At 67.0% G+C, this 16761-nt stretch carries 16 protein-coding genes; 8 read left to right on the top strand and 8 right to left on the bottom strand.

Features of this window, described 5'->3' with window-relative positions:
- Positions 1 to 111 precede the first annotated feature (111 nt).
- On the bottom strand, positions 112 to 486 hold the full coding sequence (locus tag THITH_RS06600) for a PilZ domain-containing protein (RefSeq protein ID WP_025367352.1): 375 nt from the start codon (positions 484 to 486) through the stop codon (positions 112 to 114).
- Positions 487 to 774: 288 nt separating this feature from the next.
- Between THITH_RS06600 and THITH_RS06595 the strand changes: the two genes are divergently transcribed.
- Together THITH_RS06595 and THITH_RS06590 are read left to right on the top strand one after the other, a co-directional pair.
- Complete coding sequence (locus THITH_RS06595; protein WP_006748701.1) at positions 775 to 1692, top strand: MBL fold metallo-hydrolase; 918 nt, start codon at positions 775 to 777, stop codon at positions 1690 to 1692.
- Between the two features lie 94 nt (positions 1693 to 1786).
- Entirely contained in the window at positions 1787 to 2941 is a 1155-nt protein-coding gene (locus THITH_RS06590; protein ID WP_006748700.1) for a PQQ-dependent sugar dehydrogenase, read from the top strand.
- Between the two features lie 306 nt (positions 2942 to 3247).
- Here the strand turns inward: THITH_RS06590 and THITH_RS06585 are convergent, their stop codons facing one another.
- From THITH_RS06585 to THITH_RS06555, 7 genes are all read right to left on the bottom strand, one after another.
- Entirely contained in the window at positions 3248 to 3796 is a 549-nt protein-coding gene (locus THITH_RS06585; protein ID WP_006748699.1) for an HIT family protein, read from the bottom strand.
- A gap of 177 nt (positions 3797 to 3973) precedes the next feature.
- Positions 3974 to 6430, bottom strand: a complete 2457-nt coding sequence (gene hypF, locus THITH_RS06580) for a carbamoyltransferase HypF (protein WP_006748698.1) — start codon at positions 6428 to 6430, stop codon at positions 3974 to 3976.
- Between the two features lie 19 nt (positions 6431 to 6449).
- Positions 6450 to 7763: a hydrogenase nickel incorporation protein HypB gene (gene hypB, locus THITH_RS19140; protein ID WP_269667592.1), complete on the bottom strand. Its 1314-nt coding sequence runs from the start codon at positions 7761 to 7763 to the stop codon at positions 6450 to 6452.
- Positions 7764 to 8066: 303 nt separating this feature from the next.
- On the bottom strand, positions 8067 to 8426 hold the full coding sequence (hypA, locus tag THITH_RS06570; protein ID WP_006748696.1) for a hydrogenase maturation nickel metallochaperone HypA: 360 nt from the start codon (positions 8424 to 8426) through the stop codon (positions 8067 to 8069).
- Positions 8419 to 9516: a nickel-dependent hydrogenase large subunit gene (locus THITH_RS06565; protein ID WP_006748695.1), complete on the bottom strand. Its 1098-nt coding sequence runs from the start codon at positions 9514 to 9516 to the stop codon at positions 8419 to 8421. The genes hypA and THITH_RS06565 overlap by 8 nt, the downstream gene beginning before the upstream one ends.
- Positions 9494 to 10111, bottom strand: coding sequence for a [NiFe]-hydrogenase assembly chaperone HybE (hybE, locus tag THITH_RS06560; protein ID WP_006748694.1), 618 nt, complete (start codon positions 10109 to 10111; stop codon positions 9494 to 9496). Before hybE ends, THITH_RS06565 begins: the two co-directional genes overlap by 23 nt.
- A gap of 12 nt (positions 10112 to 10123) precedes the next feature.
- A complete protein-coding gene (locus THITH_RS06555) occupies positions 10124 to 10411 on the bottom strand; it encodes a HypC/HybG/HupF family hydrogenase formation chaperone (protein WP_006748693.1) in 288 nt (95 codons plus the stop codon).
- A gap of 342 nt (positions 10412 to 10753) precedes the next feature.
- On the opposite strand from THITH_RS06555, the gene THITH_RS06550 reads away from it, so the two are divergent.
- The 6 genes from THITH_RS06550 to THITH_RS06525 are packed head-to-tail and all read left to right on the top strand — an operon-like array spanning position 10754 to position 16561.
- Positions 10754 to 11281, top strand: a complete 528-nt coding sequence (locus tag THITH_RS06550; RefSeq protein WP_006748692.1) for a HyaD/HybD family hydrogenase maturation endopeptidase — start codon at positions 10754 to 10756, stop codon at positions 11279 to 11281.
- Positions 11278 to 11706: a hydrogenase expression/formation protein gene (locus tag THITH_RS06545; RefSeq protein WP_006748691.1), complete on the top strand. Its 429-nt coding sequence runs from the start codon at positions 11278 to 11280 to the stop codon at positions 11704 to 11706. Before THITH_RS06550 ends, THITH_RS06545 begins: the two co-directional genes overlap by 4 nt.
- Before the next feature lie 40 nt (positions 11707 to 11746).
- Complete coding sequence (locus THITH_RS06540) at positions 11747 to 12808, top strand: hydrogenase small subunit (RefSeq protein ID WP_006748690.1); 1062 nt, start codon at positions 11747 to 11749, stop codon at positions 12806 to 12808.
- Between the two features lie 2 nt (positions 12809 to 12810).
- Entirely contained in the window at positions 12811 to 13464 is a 654-nt protein-coding gene (locus tag THITH_RS06535; protein ID WP_006748689.1) for a hypothetical protein, read from the top strand.
- Positions 13461 to 14822, top strand: a complete 1362-nt coding sequence (locus tag THITH_RS06530; RefSeq protein WP_006748688.1) for a (Fe-S)-binding protein — start codon at positions 13461 to 13463, stop codon at positions 14820 to 14822. The genes THITH_RS06535 and THITH_RS06530 overlap by 4 nt, the downstream gene beginning before the upstream one ends.
- Positions 14822 to 16561 carry a nickel-dependent hydrogenase large subunit gene (locus THITH_RS06525; RefSeq protein ID WP_006748687.1) on the top strand — a complete coding sequence of 580 codons (1740 nt, stop codon included), beginning with the start codon at positions 14822 to 14824 and terminating at the stop codon, positions 16559 to 16561. Before THITH_RS06530 ends, THITH_RS06525 begins: the two co-directional genes overlap by 1 nt.
- Positions 16562 to 16761 lie beyond the last annotated feature (200 nt).

Raw genomic sequence — 16761 nt, 5'->3', positions numbered from 1 at the left:
CCCCATCCCTGGAGTTGGAGAAGTCGGGGCATCGACGGGCGACGGGCCATCCTCGGGCAGGAAGGTTCCATCCCACACGGTAGCCGCAATGGAACGCAGCCGCCGAATCCTTCATTTCAGCGAGTCCCAACGGTTGGAACGAGTCGTCATCATCAGCTCGAGGGCGTCTTTCTGCTCGCGGGTCAGACAGGCATCCGTAAACTCGACACCGGTACTGTTCGCGTTCACGTAGCAGATGCGGCAGCTGAACTTGCACTCCTCGATCAGACCATGTCGCAACAACGGGAACGTGATCAGCGCCCGCATGCCGGGACTCACCCTCCGTTCCGGGCGCACCAGCGATTCGATCGCCTCGAACTCGGTACCCCCAGTCGACAGATTGCGCGTGAATCCGCCGAAATGCCAACCCACGGGCACAATCTGAAGATCGCAGCGGATGCGCATACGTACTCGCGGGGACTGCCGGTGCGTCAGCATGGTGACCATGTCTCGTGATCATCGAAGGTGCTCGGCAACCCGGAGCGGGAAACCACGGGGCGGTCCTGATCAACATCGGCCGGTCCGGGAGGCGCTGCGATTGCCGCTTTCAAGGCATGACGCTCGCCGAGCGCCGTGGATTGTACCGGATGTGCGCGAGCTCGCCGTTGATCTCCCGCAATCGGTTGCTGATCTGCCCGGCGTCGCGATCCCGTTCAACCCCTGGCGCCTGGGGAATACGCGCCCGGCGGGTTTCGTCGTGTCCTGAAGGAGGAACACGCCACGGAGGAACACGCCATGACTGTACCGAACAATCCGTACCCATCCGTTACCGTCGACACCACGGCCCATCCGGTGGACGGCGCCGACACCTGGTACGTCGTCGGTCTATCCGGGATCCCGAGTTCCGACAACCAGGGCCATACCTCGAATGCCGGGTTCGTCACCACGGGTGACGGTGTGGTCGTGTACGACGCGCTGGGGACCCCCTCGCTCGGCTTCGAGCTGATCCGGCGCATTCGCGAGGTCACCGACGAGCCGATCCGCTATGTGATTGCCGGGCATTACCACGCAGACCACATCTACGGGCTGCAGGCGTTTGCCGACCATACCGGCGCGCACATCATCGGGCAGGAACTGGCGAAGAGCTATCTCGACAGCGGAACCGCCCGCCAGCGTCTCGCTCAACGCCGTGACGTGCTCTTCCCCTGGGTCGACGAGAACACCCGCGTCGTGCATCCGGACGAGTTCTTCGACGCGGAACACACCCTGAAGCTGGGCGACAAGACGTTCCGCCTGCTGCACGCCGGACCCGCGCACTCGCTCGACGACGTGATCATGGTGATCGAGGAAACGGGCGTCGTCTTCGCCGGCGACATCGTGTTCGACGGGCGTCTGCCCTTCGTCGGCGACGACGACGTGAACACCCGTAACTGGATCGACCGACTCGACATGGTCCAGGAAATGGACCCGTCGTTCCTGATCCCCGGCCACGGCGACGCCACCCGCCACGCGGCGCGCGCGGTGTCGTTCACCCGCGGGTACCTGCGCGACCTGCGCGAAACGATGGCCGATGCAGTGGAGAACTTCCTGTCCTTCGACGAGGCCTACGACGCAGCCGACTGGTCGAAATACGAGAACGTCACCGCGTTCGCGGAGACCCACCGGCGCAATGCATCGGCCGTGTTCCTCGAGATCGAGAGCGAGATGTTCTGAACGCGGCGCCATGCCGGCGCAAAGGTCGGGCGAGTTGCGTCCCAGCCACGCGGCGACTATGAAAAGTCACTCCATTCATTCGCGGAAGACTGCCATGCACCCGCTGAACCGCCTCGCCATCCTATCGACCGCCGTGTCGCTGCTGTTCGCGAACGCAGCCTGCGCCTCCGAAACCGTGAATTCCGAGTACCAGTCGCTGCGCCTGGTCAACGTGGTGGATGGGCTGGACCACGTCTGGGCCTTCGCGTTTCTGCCGAACGGAGACTTGCTGGTGACCGAACGCTCCGGAAATCTGAGCCGGATACGCGACGGCTCGGCGCTCGCGGTGTCCGGAGCACCCGCGGTGACGGCACGCGGCCAGGGGGGGCTGCTCGACGTCTCGCTGCACCCCGACTTCGCAACCAACCGCCTCGTGTACCTGACCTATTCGCGCTCGAATCCCGACAGCCCCGGCGAGACCGCCGTCGCGCTCGCCCGCGGGGAACTCGACGGTCTGCGCCTCGAGAACGTCGAGGAGATCTTCGTTCAGAACCGCTACTCGGGACCGGGCCGCCACTACGGCTCGCGCCTTGCGTGGCTGCCCGATGGAACGCTGCTGATGAGTGTCGGCGACCGCGGTTCTGACCCACCGCGCGCGCAGGATCTGGGTGACCATGCCGGCAGCCTGCTGCGCCTGAACGACGACGGGTCGGTGCCCGACGACAACCCCTTCGTGAACCGGGACGATGCCGCGCCGGAGATCTACGCCACCGGGCTGCGCAACATCCAGGGTCTGATGGTGCATCCGGACACCGGCGAGATCTGGGCCACCGACCACGGTCCGCGCGGAGGCGACGAACTGAACCGCATCGAGGCGGGCGAGAACTACGGCTGGCCCAAGGTCTCGCTCGGCGTGAACTACCGCACCCAGGAGCCCTACTTCGACTACACGGTGCGGCACAAGGAAGGCATGGTCGACCCGGTGATCGACTGGACCCCGTCGCTCGCCGTCTCGGGGCTCGCGGCGCTGCCCGAGGACAGCCGCTACGCAGGCCAGTGGTCGGGCAATTTCCTCGCCGGCGGCCTGCGCTCGCAGCAGTTGCGCCGCGTCGTGTTCCGCGACGGCATCCCAGTGCACGAGGAAGAACTCATCCGCGGCAGTCTCGGCCGCATCCGCGACGTGCGCGTCGGACCCGACGGCATCCTCCACGTGGCCACAGACAACGGCGGTGGCCGGGACGGCATCTGGCGCCTGGAGCCCGCGCGCTGACGCCCAGCCCGGGGGCGGTCCGGCCGGCCCGGCTCGGCGGCACACGCGCGTCTTCGCCGCCGCCGACCGTCACCCGTGCCAGCAACCCCGCCGCGCTTAACGTGAAAGTCACGGCCTGTCTCGTGTCCCGGGCGAGCCGTAGGGCGGAAAAGCGCAGCGTCATCCGCCGCTCGGCGTTCGCGGTGCCCAGGCGACCGCCGCACCCCGGGCGCCGGATGGCGGATGACGGCCTTCGGCCTTTTCCGCCCTACGCCTTCGCCGCCGCCGACCGTTACCCGTGCCGGCAGCCGCGCCGCGCTGGACCCTTCAACGCCCTGGCGTGGGCGTGGTGGCGGCGCGCGACCCCGGGGCCGCCCAATGGTATTTCGCTCGGTCCGGGATGATGTTGCGGATACCGCCTCTCGGGTCCTCCACGTCTCCCTGGTAGCGCGGGATCAGGATGATGTGCAGATGATCGATGCTCCTTCCCGCCGCCCGCCCGTCGTTGTTGCCAACGGTGTAGGCGTCGGGCCGCTTGCCCAGGAAGGGGAGCTTGAGCACCGCCTGGATGTGGTCCTTCGGTCGCTCGCGCTGGTCCTCGCGGGTCAGCATGTGCTGGTACAGGTCGGTCAGGTCGGTCGACTCGATCACCTGCCGGACCCCGTGAATGGCGTCGAAGTAGTCCGCCTGCTCGGTTGCGTCGAGCTCGAACAGCGAGGCCACGTGCCGCCGAGGGATCACGAGTGCATGTCCTGGATTGACCGGGTTGGTGTCGAAGATGCCGATGAACGATCGGTTCTCGAAAATGAACGGGTCGGCCAAGCCGGCGGAAACCCGGCAGAAATAGCAGTCCTGGTTGGGTCGGGCACTGGTCATCGGATAACCTGAACGGGCTGGTATCGGAATGGAGGTCGCGGATTCTACTGGATTTCTGTGCCCGCGTTCGACGAACCCGCAGACGGGTCGCCGGAATCGCCCAACCCGATCGCACGCGATGTCCTTCGTTCATGCGGCGAACCCGCGCAATCCGGGCCATATTCGGATCCCGTGGCGTCAGCGGCCCGGCCGAACCTCTGCGTTCATCGCGACCCAGGCCTGGCCGAGGCTTAGCCCTCCGTCGTTCGCGGGCGCGAGGCGGGGAAGGTAGACCCGGAATCCGGCCATCGCCAAGCGCCGTTCGAGGTCGGTCATCAGCACCTGGTTCAGTACGCAGCCGCCGCTGAACGCAAGACCGCGGATGCCGGTCGTCTCGGCGATCGGCTGGATCCAGTCGGCCAGCGCCGCGGCAAGCGTCGCGTGGAACACCGCGGCCGCGTGGGGCGAATCGGCGCTGATCCCGGCCGCGTTGCCCGTGGCGCTGCGCGGCAGCCTGCCGCCGGCTTCGAGCGCGAAGTCGGCCAGCCATGCCAGCAGTGGACGTAGATCGAGCGTGTGGCCGGATTCGATTCGCCATCCCTGCGGCAACGGGTCGGCGGCACCGTGCCGCTCGGCCAGGCCTTCGAGCAGCATCGCGGCCTGGCCTTCGAAACGCTGCACGGGCCGTATCCCCAGCAGGCCGGCGGCAGCGTCGAAGTGCCGGCCGAGGCTCGTCGTGCGCGGGCTGGCGGTGCCGCGCTCGAGCAGTTCGGCGAGCTGGGCCGCGAACGGCTGATCCGGAAAGCGCGCGGGGATCTCCGCTCCCCTCCCGAGCGCGTGCAGCGCGGCGGCGGCCATGCGCCAGGGTTCGCGGGCAGCGCGGTCGCCGCCGGGGAGTGCGAGCGGGGCGAGGTGGCCGCGGCGTTCGAAACTCGCGCCTTCCACACGCAGCAGTTCGCCGCCCCAGGGCGTGCCGTCGTCACCCAGGCCCACTCCGTCCATCGCGATCCCGAGCACCGGCTCATCCAGCCCGTGTTCGGCCTGCACCGCGGCCAGATGCGCATGATGGTGCTGCACCCGAATCAGCGGCACGCGCAGCTCATCGGCCATCGCGGCGGCGAGCTGGCTGCTGTAGAAGTCCGGGTGGCGGTCGCAGGCAACGCGCTCGGGCCGGATTTCGAGGATATCGAGCAGGTGCCGGGCGGTCTCGTGTAGCGAACGGCAGGTCGCGGCGTTGTCGAGGTCGCCGATGTGCTGCGAAAGAAAGGCCTGGTCGCCACGGGTCACGCACAGCGTGTTCTTCAGCCAGGCGCCGAGTGCCAGCACCGAGGGGCCGCTGCGCGGAAGACGGATCGCGTTCGGCGTGTAGCCCCGCGCACGGCGCAGAAAGGCCGCACCGCCGGCACCGACCCGGACCACCGAGTCGTCGCAGCGCACGCGGATATCGCGGTCGTGCACCAACAGCGCATCGGCGATGCCGGACAGACGGCGCACCGCCTCGCCGTTGTCGATGACCAGCGGCTCGCCGCCGGGATTCGCCGAGGTGCAGACCAGCAGCCAGCGATCGGTGTCTTCGGCCTCCAGCCAGGCGACCCCCGGCGGCCGGCCGGCGGCCTCGTGGAACAGCAGGTAGTGCAACGGCGTGTAGGCCAGCATTGCGCCGAGCCAGGCCAGCCCCGGGGCGACGCCCGGCAGGGCGTCGTCGCAGCCGCGGCCCTTGCGCAGCAACACAATCGGGCGGTCTCGCGAACGCAGCAGCGCGTTCTCGGGAGCGCCGATTTCGACCAGACCCTCGAGCGCATGCAGGTTCGCGGCCATCACTGCCAGCGGCTTTTCCTCGCGGTGCTTGCGCGCGCGCAGGCGGGCGACACTGGCTGCGTTCCGTGCATCGCAGAGCAGATGGAAGCCACCGAGTCCCTTCACCGCCAGGATCTCGCCGGCCCGCAGCCGGCGCACGGTCTCGGCGATCGGGTCGGTCGCGGGGATCGACGAACCGTCCGGCTGCAGCAGCGCCAGACTCGGACCGCAGTCGGGACAGGCGTTCGGCTGCGCGTGGAAACGCCGGTCGGCCGGGTCGTCGTACTCGCGTTGGCACGGCGGGCATTGCCGGAAAGCGGCCATGCTCGTGTTCGGGCGATCGTAGGGCAGCGCGTGGGTCAAGGTGTAGCGCGGACCGCAGTGGGTGCAGTTGATGAACGGATAGCGGTAACGCCGGTCTGCCGGGTCGAACAGCTCGGCGAGGCAGGCGGGACAGACGGCCGCGTCCGGCGTGATCCCGGTGCGCACCGCCCCGGCGCGGCTCGGGGCGATCCGGAAGGGATGGGCCGGGTCGATCGCCTCGACGGCGACGCGGGCGATCTCGACCGCATCGACGCGCGCGAGCGGCGGGGGTTCGGCGTTCAGGCGGTGCAGGAAGGTTTCGACAATCTCGGGGTCGCCCTGGACTTCGAGGTCGACACCGGCCGCGTCGTTCAGCACCCAGCCGGCAAGGCCGAGCTCGACCGCGAGATTGTGGACGAAGGGGCGAAAGCCCACGCCCTGCACCTGACCCCGGACGCGCACACGCCGGCGGATGGGCAGCGCCTTGCCGGCGATGGCGGCCGCTGCGCCGTTCCGCCCTGCACGTCGCCCCGGGGTGAGGCCTTGTGGGTTCACGTAACCGCCGGTGCCCGGCTCACCGTTCCTGCCGCGCCTCCTGCAGCTGCGCCTCGAGTTCGGCGACGCGGCGGCGCAGCGATTCGAGTTCTTCTTCCGCGGATTCCGCGCCGGCATCCTGCCCCATCGCCCGGTTCAGCCACGCGATCCACGCGTCCATCCCCTCGCCGGTCCGCGCCGAGACCTGCAGCACCTCGAGCTCGGGATTCACCCGCCGGGCGTAGTCGATGCAGCGCGCGACGTCGAAGTCGACGTAGGGCAGCAGGTCGGTCTTGTTCAGGATCATCAGGTCGGAGGCGTGGAACATGTCGGGATATTTCAGCGGCTTGTCCTCGCCCTCGGTCACCGACAGGATCACCACCTTATGCGCCTCGCCGAGGTCGAACGCGGACGGGCAGACCAGGTTGCCGACGTTCTCGATCAGCAGCAGCCCGCGCCGGTCGAGCTTCAGATGTTCGACCGCATGCCCGACCATCAGCGCGTCGAGGTGACAGCCCTTGCCGGTATTGACCTGCACCGCCGGCGCACCGGTCGCGCGGATGCGCTCGGCGTCGTGGCTGGTCTGCTGGTCGCCCTCGATCACGCTGACCGGGTAGCGGTTCTGCAGGCGTTCGATGGTCGCGGCCAGCAGGCTGGTCTTACCGGAGCCGGGGCTGGACACCAAGTTCAGCGCCAGGATGCCGTGGCGGCGGAAATGCTCGCGGTTGCTCCGGGCGTACGCGTTGTTCTTGCCGAGGATGTCCTGTTCGATGCGGACCATGCGCTCCTGGGTCATTCCTGGCGCATGCGCGTGGGCCGCCCCCCGACCGTAGTGCAGTTCGCCATCGGGCCCCGCTTCCGCAGCGTGGACGGTCCCATGCCCGTGGTGGGCGTTGTCGTGGTCATGCGGGTGGCTGTGCACGGTGCCGTCGGCGTGGCGGTGCTCGTGGTGGTGCGGCTGTCCGTGTCCGTGGTCGTGACCGGCCCCGTGGCCGTGCTCGCTGGCATGGTCGTGCGCATGGGCATGCACGGTGCCATCCGCGTGCCGGTGGGAATGCGCGTGACGGTGCAGGTGATCGTGCTCCGCACCGTGGCCGTGTTCGCCGCCATGATCGTGCACATGCACATGCACCGTGCCGTCGGCATGTTCATGCACATGCTCATGGTGGTGATGGTGCCCGTGTGCAGGCGCGCCGGCATGGTCGTGCGGGTGGCGGTGAACCGTGCCATCCGCGTGCCGGTGTTCGTGGGAGTGCTCATGGGCCGCACCGTGGCCATGTGCGCCGGAGTGATCGTGGGGATGACTGTGCACCGTGCCGTCGGCATGTCGATGCTCGTGTTCGTGGCCGCGCACGGCCTGTCCTTCGACCCGGGCTTCACCTTCCCCGCATCCGCATACCGTACACATCACCGCCTCCTGAAATCGTCCGTTGCGCCAGGGCCGTCGTGGCGACACAGCCCGCCGTCATCTCGTTGGATGGAGGCATCCTGCGCCCCCGTCCTGCCCGGATCCAGTTTCCCTGCAGCCCAGCTTGCCAATCGTCGCGGCCGGGTGCATTGCGCTGGCTCATGTTCGCGAACGCCTTCGCCGCCGGCGCCCGTGACCCTCAGGCGGCATGCCCGGCCGGGAAGCCGGCGGCCTGGGCCCGACAGGCTCCTAGGCGCGATCCGCGGTGGTTCCGACCTCCAGATCGAGCACCCGCATGTCCATCCCGCCCGATGCACGCACGCGGTAGCCGCCACACAGCGGGCAGGAATCGAACAGCGCGCCGATCGCCACCGTCGCGTTGCAGTCCAGGCACCAGCCTTCTCCTGGCACTTCGACGATCTCGAGCGCGGCTCCCGCCGCGATGCTGTCGGCCACCACTGCATCGAAGCTGAACCGCAGCGCGTCGATCTCGACACCGGAGAGTTGCCCCACCTCGAGCCGCACCCGCCGCACGCGATCGAACGCGCGCTGTGCGGCCTGGTCTTCGATGATCTGCAAGATCCCCTCGGCGAGCGACATCTCATGCATCCGCGATCTCCAGTTCGTATTGCACGCAGGGATCCAGCGCCATCAACTGCAGCGCCACCTGTTCGCGCAACGCCGCCTCGCCGTCCGCACGGGTGCCGACCAGCCCCCGCGCCGCCGGACCCTGCGGGTGGAAATTCCACTCCGTGGGCGCGACGATCCGGTACTCGGCGATTCGCCCGTCGTCGACGCGCAGCCAGTGCAGCAGCACCCCGCGTGCCATCTCCAGCGCCACCACCGCCGCGTCGGGCGCCGCCTCACCAATCAGCGCATGCGGCCAACGCGCTCGATGCACCAGCGATTGTAACCCCTGCTCGAGTTCCAGAACCCGCGCCAGCACGCGGCGCCAGGCATCGGCCTGCCCGTCGCCGAGCGCCAGCACCGGATGCGCCCGCAGCCGCGCCAGCGGCCCCATCTCGAACACACGCCCGGCGTGATCGGGCCGCCAGTGATACTCGGGATCGGCCTGCAGGCGTGCCGGCGCCTGCATGACCCAGCCCTGCAGGTCCGCGGCACCGAAAAGCGGTGCGCCGGAGACGCCGCGGCCCTGCAGCCGAGGCCGCAGCTGGCGCAGCAATTCGGCCAGTGGCGCCGGATCCTGCTCCAGCCAGCGCCCGAAAGCGTCCGGATCGCCCATCGCGGATCGCGGCCCGAACAGGGCACGCAGGGTTTCCGTCGCCCAGGATCGCGCGGCGTCGCGGTCATCTGCCCACCCGTGCTGCCCGGCCAGCAGCGCCCGCAGGGGATCCGCGAGCGGCGGCGCACCGGCGATCCGCGTCCAATCCAGGCCCAAGCGCCAAAGATGCTCGCGTAGCGACTCGAGGTGGATGCGTGCAGCCCAGGCTGCGCGCTGCCGGTCATCGATCGCGCCCCGCTCGCGCAGAGCCAGCAACGCCTCGACCGCAACCGTCTGGGCGTCGCCGCAGAGGCTGAAAAGGCGCGGGATCACCGCCAGCGCCTGCGCCACCGGTTGCCCGCGCAGCAGGCGGCCCGGCTGCGGGCGGCGCGATTGCACGGCGGCGGCCGTCACCGCCCCCCCATCCCAGCGGACCCGGATGTCGATCCGGCCTTCAGCGGGAATCGGGTTCGTCACGCAGAAAGGCTCCGCGCAGGAAGCCGCGCCGGTCCAGGTCTTGGTCGGCATTGCGCCGCAGCGCGGCCAGCGGGCCGCCGCCGGCGCGCGGTCGCGCGGGAGACGCGGGCTGCGGCGTCGACCACAACTGCACCAGGATTTCCTCGGCCACCGCCCGGGCGGTGGCCTGGTCGGGGAAGCCGAACATCGGCGAGAACAGCGAACAGCTCTCGTAGGCCCCGATCATGTCCTCGTGCGCGCCGACGAAATCCACCTGTCCCCGAGGCAGCTCGCGCACCGCGGTCGCGCCCAGGCGCAATGCACCAGTATCGGGGATCCGCAACAGGAGCATCGACCACGGCAGAATCAGCACACCGAACACGGCACCGTGCAGATGACGGAACCCCACGGCCTCCACCTGCAACGCGGGATTGGCGAGCGGCATCCCCTGCATGCGTTCAGCCGCGATCGCACGAAACACCCCCTCGACGCGCTCGGCCCAGGCGTCGGCGGGCACAGACACCGGGTCCAGCGCGGCGGACGGCCGCAGGTTCCCGCCCTGCCCGTCACTCCCCGTTCGGTCGCCCGGCTGCCCCGGTTTCGATCGCCTGTCCATGATCTGCCGCGCCTACTTCGGCGGTCCGACCTGGGATGGGAGCACCAGATCCTCGAAGTAGTCCTCGCTCCCCCCCTCGCCGCGCAGCGCCGCCTCCAGCGCACAGACGGCACGATCGATCTGTTCCGCCTGCCCGGGGTCGAGCACCTCGCGGGCATGGTCCTTCAGCGCCAGTACCCAGGTACCCACCGGCTGCGCGCCCACCAGCATCATGTTCAGCCGGCGTTGTTCGCCACGCCGCTCGCACAGCGCGGTGAATTCGCCGCTTTCGACCACCTGCATCGGAACTCCAAGACACATCGCGACTCGCCCTCCAGGGCCACTCGAATCGATCGGCCGGACGCTGGACCGCCCACGACACTCCCCCCGGCCCGACTGCCGGCGTCGCCAATCGCAGGCGGGAGGCGCCGAACGCAGGTGGATCCGGCATTTCCAGAGATTGCCAGATCCGCATTGCCAGGCCACCTTCCCACACTGGAACGAGGACGAATATGATCTAGATCACCGCCCACCCGAAGCGCTTCACGCATGCTTTGACCGAACATAAGCGGACACTGATTTCTTCATAAGATTTGCGAACAAATCATACGGACGCGGCATCGTTTCACCCGGCAGGGCCCTGCCGGAGACAGCAGGACGGATATGATCACACGAGAAGCCAGCCCCGCCCCGACGGCCTCACCGCCCGCGGTCCAGAAAACCTCCGCCACGCTGGTCTTGGGGCTTGGCAACATTCTGCTGACCGATGAAGGCGCCGGTGTCCACGTGGTGAACCGCCTCGCGCAGGAACACGCGGCGCGCGACGACATCGAGTTCATGGATGGCGGCACGCTCAGCTTCACGCTCGCCGGTGCCATCGTGGCGACGGACTCGCTGATCGTGGTGGATACCGCCGCCCTCGGCGCCGAGCCCGGGACCATCCGGGTGTTCGAGGGCGACGCGATGGACCACTTCGTCACCACCGGGCCGCGCAGCAGCGTGCACGAAGTCAGCCTGTCCGACCTGCTTGCGGTCACCGCACTCGAGGGCCTGCTGCCCCGTCGCCGTGCGCTGGTCGGGATCCAGCCGCTGGAGATGGACTGGGGCGACCGACCGACCACCGAAGTGGCCCGGGCGATCCCCGCAGCCTGCGAAGCGGTGATGGACATCGTGAAGCGGTGGCAGTCATGAGCCTGAAGGACATCCCGGTCAAACTCGAAGGGGCCCCGGACGGCGGCGAGCCCGGCGGCATGGCACTGGCCCTGTTGCACGAGATCGCCGGGCACTTGTCCACCGTTGCCGCGGGCGGAGAGCGGCAGGTGGTGGAACTGGGCAGCCTGCCGCTCAGCGACGCGGACCGCGAGTTATTGCGGGAAAAGCTCGGGCGCGGCGAGGTGGAGGCGAAAGTGTTTGCCTCCGGGCTTACCGAGGTCTATGAAACCGCTTTCCCCGGCGTGTGGTGGGTCAAGTATTTCCATGACGGCGACACCCACGTTGCCGAACAACTCGAGATCGGCACGGTACCGATGATCCTGGAAAGCCACATCGAGGACATCCAGGCCAGCGCCGAGCGCTTCCCGCAACTGGTCGAACAGACCGAAAGGAACCCGCAATGACCACTCGCATTCAGCAACGACTTGCACAGAGGGGGTCGGCATGAAAGAGCACGAAATGACATTGGGCGAGGAACTCCGCCGCCAGGGAATCACCCGGCGCTCGTTCCTCAAGTTCTGCGCGGCCGTGGCGTCGTCGATGGCGATCCCCGCGAGCATGGTGCCGGCGATGGCCGCTTCCCTTGCACAGGCCCGCCGCCAGTCGGTGATCATGATGGCCTATCAGGAATGCACCGGCTGTCTGGAGTCGCTGACCCGCTCGTTTGCGCCTACGGTGGAGAACCTGATCTTCAATTTCATCTCGCTGGACTTCCAGCACACGCTGCAGGCAGCCGCGGGCGATCAGGCGGTCGAGGCGATGAGGCAGGCGATGCAGGAGAACTGGGGCAAGTACCTGGTTCTGGTCGATGGCTCGGTTCCCTTGAAGGACGATGGCATCTACTCGGTGTCGCATGGCCAGAGCCACCTGGAATCGATACGTGAAGTGGCCGAAGGCGCGGCTGCAATCGTCAGCCTCGGTACCTGCGCGAGCTTCGGTGGCATCGGCGCCGCGCGGCCGGACCCCACCGGCGCGGTGGGCATCGACCAGATCATCACCGACAAGCCGATCCTGAATATCCCGGGCTGCCCGCCGTTGCCCGAGGTGATCACCGGCGTGATCACCAGCTTCCTCGCCTTCGGCGCACTTCCGGAAGTCGACAGCCTGAAGCGCCCGAAGGCGTTCTTCGGCGACACCATTCACGACCGCTGCTACCGCCGGGCGTTCTACGACCGCGGCCTGTTTGCGGACAGTTTCGACGATGAGGGCGCTCGCAAGGGCTACTGTCTGTACCGGCTCGGATGCAAGGGACCGATCACCCACAACGCCTGTGCGACCCTGAAGTTCAACCAGGGGGTCAGCTGGCCGATCCAGTCCGGCCACGGCTGCATCGGCTGCTCCGAACCCAACTTCTGGGACAAGGACAGCTTCTACAAGCCGCTGTCCGCCGGTCAGTGGGGTAGCGCGGAAGGCATCGCGATCGCGGCTGCAGCCGGTGTGGCGCTCGGCGCCGCTTCGGCGGTGATTTCGCGCCGCAACCAAGACAAGATCTCGGGAGGCAAGTAGCCATGACACTCCTTGACTTTGCACGCGGTCCTGCGATGCAGATCGCGATCGTCATCTTCGTGCTGGGCATTTTCTGGCGCCTGGTCGGCGTCTGGGCCCTGCGCCAGAAAAAGGACCTCTCCGAGGCGCGGCAGAAGGGCGCATGGATCGGCGGCATCAAGGGCCTGTTCGTGCACGCCTGGCCGTACAAGCCGTTCGTACCCAAGGTCGGCACCCAATACATCGTCGGCTACATCATCCACCTCGGCCTGTTCATCGTGCTGATCTTCGGCACGCCGCACATGCTGTTCTTCGCCGATATCGTCGGCTTCACCTGGTGGACATTGCCGGGCGGAGTCATCACGGCCGTGTCGGTGATCACCGTGGTGGCATTGTTCATTGCGTTGGCCAAGCGGCTGACCAACCCGGTGCAGCGGATGATCTCCAACTTCGACGACTATGCCGCATGGTTCCTGACCACGGCACCGTTCGTCACCGGCCTGATGACCAAGATGAACCTTTGGCCGCACTACGAAACCGGACTGGCGATCCATATCCTGAGCGTCTGGCTGCTGCTGATCTACTTCCCGTTCGGCAAGCTGATGCATTCTTTCTGGTTCGTGGTCTCCCGTTACACCACCGGTTCCCGTTTCGCGCGTAGGGGAGGCATGGCATGAGCAACAAGACCGTTACCGAAATCGAACTCGACCTCGAGTCCAAGCGCCTCTCGGTACGCAAGCCCGAGGAACGTTTCGACGTCCAGGGTGAAATGAGCAACGAGCAGCGCATCGAGAAGGCGATGCTGAACTTCGCCAAGGACTTCGGGCGCGTATCCGCGACTTACATGGAAGCGTGCATCCACTGCGGCGCCTGCGCCCACGCCTGTCCGTTCTACGAGGCCAGCGGCGATCCACGGCACACGCCGATCTGGAAGATCGAGCCGTTCAAGCAGGCGTACAAGCGCGAGGCGGGCCCGTTGGCGTTCTTCTACAAGACTTTCAATCTGAAGCCGAAAGTCACGGTCAACGAACTGAAGGAATGGCAGGAACTGCTGTACGACACCTGCACGATGTGCGGACGCTGCACGCTGATCTGTCCGATGAGCATCGACATCGCCACGCTGGTCGGGATGGCGCGTCACGCGATGTTCCACGCCGGTCTTGTCCCGCACGAGCTGTACACGGTGACCGAGAAGGCGTACCGCGAAGGCAGCCCCCTCGGTGCAACTCCGCAGGTGTTCGAGGACCGCATCGAGTGGATGGGCGACGAGCACGAAGTCGATATGCACGTCGACGAAGACCAGGCGGATGTGCTGGTACTGATGTCATCGATCGAAATCCAGAAATACCCTGAATCGATGGCGGCGACCGCCAAGATCCTGAACCACATGGGCAAGTCCTGGACCTTCCGCACCGACGGCTACGAGGCGACCAACTTCGGCATGCTTTCCGGCAACACCGCGTGGCAGAAGGACATGTCGATGAAGATCATCAATGCGGCCGAAAAGATCGGCGCGAAGCTGGTGATCCTCCCCGAGTGCGGCCACGCCTACCAGGCGCTGCGCTGGCAGGGGGCGAACATGGCCGGCAAGCCCCTGCCCTTCAAGGTACAGCACATCTCCGAGTTCCTCGCCGAGGCCCTCGAGTCCGGTGCGATCAAGCTGAAGAAGCTCGGCAAGACGGTGGCGTTCCACGACCCCTGCCAGGTCTCGCGCCGGGGCGGCGCCACGCCAGCACCCCGCAAGGTGCTCGAAGCCCTGGGCGTGGAGCTGAAGGAATCGGAAAGCGGCGGCGACATGAACGTCTGTTGCGGCGGCGGCGGCGGCGTGATCACCATCCACCGTGCCGATACGCTGCGCTACAAGGTCATGGGCGCGAAGTTCCGGCAACTGGATGCCACCGGTGCGGAACTGATGGTGACGAGCTGTTCCAACTGCCGTCAGAACTTCGACGACAGCGGCGAGAAGCTGAACTGGGGCAAGGAAATGAACAGCCTGCTCGAACTGGTGGCGGACAATCTAGAGGAGGCTAAGTAATGAGTTCGGAACGAATCGTTGTTGACCCCGTCACCCGCATCGAGGGCCACCTGCGCATCGAGGCGGAAACGGACGCCGAGGGCCGCATCCAGAGCGCATACAGCTCAGGGACCATGGTGCGCGGCCTGGAGATCATCATGCAAGGCCGCGACCCGCGCGATGCCTGGGCGTTCACCCAGCGCATCTGTGGGGTCTGCACGCTGGTGCACGGCATGGCGTCGATCCGCTCGATCGAGAACGCGCTGGACTATCCGATCCCACCGAACGCACAGCTGATCCGCAACCTGATGAGCGGCGCGCAGTACGTGCTCGACCACGTGATGCATTTCTACCACCTGCACGCGCTCGACTGGGTGGACGTGGTTTCCGCGCTGGACGCAGACCCGAAGGCGACCTCGGAACTGGCGCAGTCGATCTCGAAATACCGGAACTCCTCGCCGGGGTACTTCGCCGACGTGCAGAAGAAGGTGAAGAATCTGGTCGAGTCCGGCCAGCTCGGCATCTTCGCAAACGCCTACTGGGGACATCCCGAGTACAAGCTGCCGGCGGAAGCCAACCTGATGGCGGTCGCGCACTACCTCGACGCGCTCGCGTGGCAGCGTGACGTCTCGAAGCTGCACGCGGTGTTCGGCGGCAAGAACCCGCATCCCAATTTCGTGGTCGGGGGTGCACCCTCCCCGTTCAGCGGCGGCCCAGGTGGTAGCGGCCAGACGACGTTCAACGACACCGGTCTGAGCATCGCGCGCGACGCGATCCTGCAGATGCAGGAATTCATCGACCAGGTCTACGTACCCGACACCCTCGCGATCGCGAGCTTCTACAAGGACTGGTTCGAGCGTGGCGAAGGCGTGGGCAACTTCCTCACCTGTGGCGATTTCCCTGCGTCCGGTTACGGAGACGTGTCCGACTATCTGATCCCGCCGGGCGTGATCCTCGACCGCGATCTGTCGACGATCCACCCGCTGGATCTGAACGATCCGGAGCAGGTGCAGGAGTACATCGCGCACTCCTGGTACGACTACGAGGATGGCAAGGATGCCGGACTGCACCCCTACGACGGCGAGACCAAGCTGAACTACACGGGTCCGAAGCCGCCGTACTCGCATCTCGATGTCGAGAACGACTACTCCTGGCTGAAGGCGCCGCGCTGGCGCGGCCGTGCGATGGAAGTCGGCCCGCTGGCACGCGTGCTGATGCTCTATGCGAGCGGACACGAACCAACCCGCGAGCTCGCCACAATGGCGCTGACGCAGCTGGATCTTCCGGTCGAAGCGATGTTCTCGACCATGGGCCGTACCGCCGCCCGTACCCTGGAGTCGAAGATCATCGCCGACAACATGATGGTCTGGTACGACAATCTCGTAGCCAACATGAAGGCGGGCGACCAGAAAGTCTTCAACGACGAGCTCTGGAACCCGCGGAGTTGGCCGAAGCACGCAAAAGGCGTGGGCTACATGGAGGCCCCGCGCGGCGCACTGCTGCACTATGCGGTGATCGACGATCAGACACTGACCAACTACCAGGCCGTGGTTCCGACCACCTGGAACGCGGGGCCACGCGATCCGGAAGGACAGCCCGGTCCGTACGAGGCGGCTCTAATGGACAACCATCAGTTGGCGGTCGAAGGGCAGCCGCTCGAGATCCTGCGGACCATCCACAGCTTCGACCCCTGCCTCGCCTGCGCGGTGCACATGGTCGGACCCGACGGGAAACCGGGAGTCACCGTCAAGGTGAGCTGACGCCGAACTCCGGGAGCCGCCTGCGTGCTTCCGGCCTTGCTGGCCCACCCGGCCAGCCGAGGGCCGGGGCGATCTTCTCGCCCCGGCCCTTTCCGTTTTCTTCAACGCCCCCACCCGAATCCCACCGCTTGCGGCCGATGCGAAGGCGCAGTCAGTCGGTTTGCTCGCGGGCGATGGCCCGACCGTGGACCTCGGCCGTT

The sequence above is a fragment of the Thioalkalivibrio paradoxus ARh 1 genome, from assembly GCF_000227685.2.
GTDB classification, from domain to species: domain Bacteria; phylum Pseudomonadota; class Gammaproteobacteria; order Ectothiorhodospirales; family Ectothiorhodospiraceae; genus Thioalkalivibrio; species Thioalkalivibrio paradoxus.
This window is presented reverse-complemented; position numbering and strand designations above follow the sequence as displayed.

What these genes read in the sequence shown, in the direction of transcription:
- THITH_RS06600 (WP_025367352.1), bottom strand. Translation starts at nt 486, where the DNA reads ATGGTCACCATGCTGACGCACCGGCAGTCCCCGCGAGTACGTATGCGC.
- THITH_RS06595 (WP_006748701.1), top strand. Translation starts at nt 775, where the DNA reads ATGACTGTACCGAACAATCCGTACCCATCCGTTACCGTCGACACCACG.
- THITH_RS06590 (WP_006748700.1), top strand. Translation starts at nt 1,787, where the DNA reads ATGCACCCGCTGAACCGCCTCGCCATCCTATCGACCGCCGTGTCGCTG.
- THITH_RS06585 (WP_006748699.1), bottom strand. Translation starts at nt 3,796, where the DNA reads ATGACCAGTGCCCGACCCAACCAGGACTGCTATTTCTGCCGGGTTTCC.
- hypA (WP_006748696.1), bottom strand. Translation starts at nt 8,426, where the DNA reads ATGCATGAGATGTCGCTCGCCGAGGGGATCTTGCAGATCATCGAAGAC.
- hybE (WP_006748694.1), bottom strand. Translation starts at nt 10,111, where the DNA reads ATGGACAGGCGATCGAAACCGGGGCAGCCGGGCGACCGAACGGGGAGT.
- THITH_RS06555 (WP_006748693.1), bottom strand. Translation starts at nt 10,411, where the DNA reads ATGTGTCTTGGAGTTCCGATGCAGGTGGTCGAAAGCGGCGAATTCACC.
- THITH_RS06550 (WP_006748692.1), top strand. Translation starts at nt 10,754, where the DNA reads ATGATCACACGAGAAGCCAGCCCCGCCCCGACGGCCTCACCGCCCGCG.
- THITH_RS06545 (WP_006748691.1), top strand. Translation starts at nt 11,278, where the DNA reads ATGAGCCTGAAGGACATCCCGGTCAAACTCGAAGGGGCCCCGGACGGC.
- THITH_RS06540 (WP_006748690.1), top strand. Translation starts at nt 11,747, where the DNA reads ATGAAAGAGCACGAAATGACATTGGGCGAGGAACTCCGCCGCCAGGGA.
- THITH_RS06535 (WP_006748689.1), top strand. Translation starts at nt 12,811, where the DNA reads ATGACACTCCTTGACTTTGCACGCGGTCCTGCGATGCAGATCGCGATC.
- THITH_RS06530 (WP_006748688.1), top strand. Translation starts at nt 13,461, where the DNA reads ATGAGCAACAAGACCGTTACCGAAATCGAACTCGACCTCGAGTCCAAG.
- THITH_RS06525 (WP_006748687.1), top strand. Translation starts at nt 14,822, where the DNA reads ATGAGTTCGGAACGAATCGTTGTTGACCCCGTCACCCGCATCGAGGGC.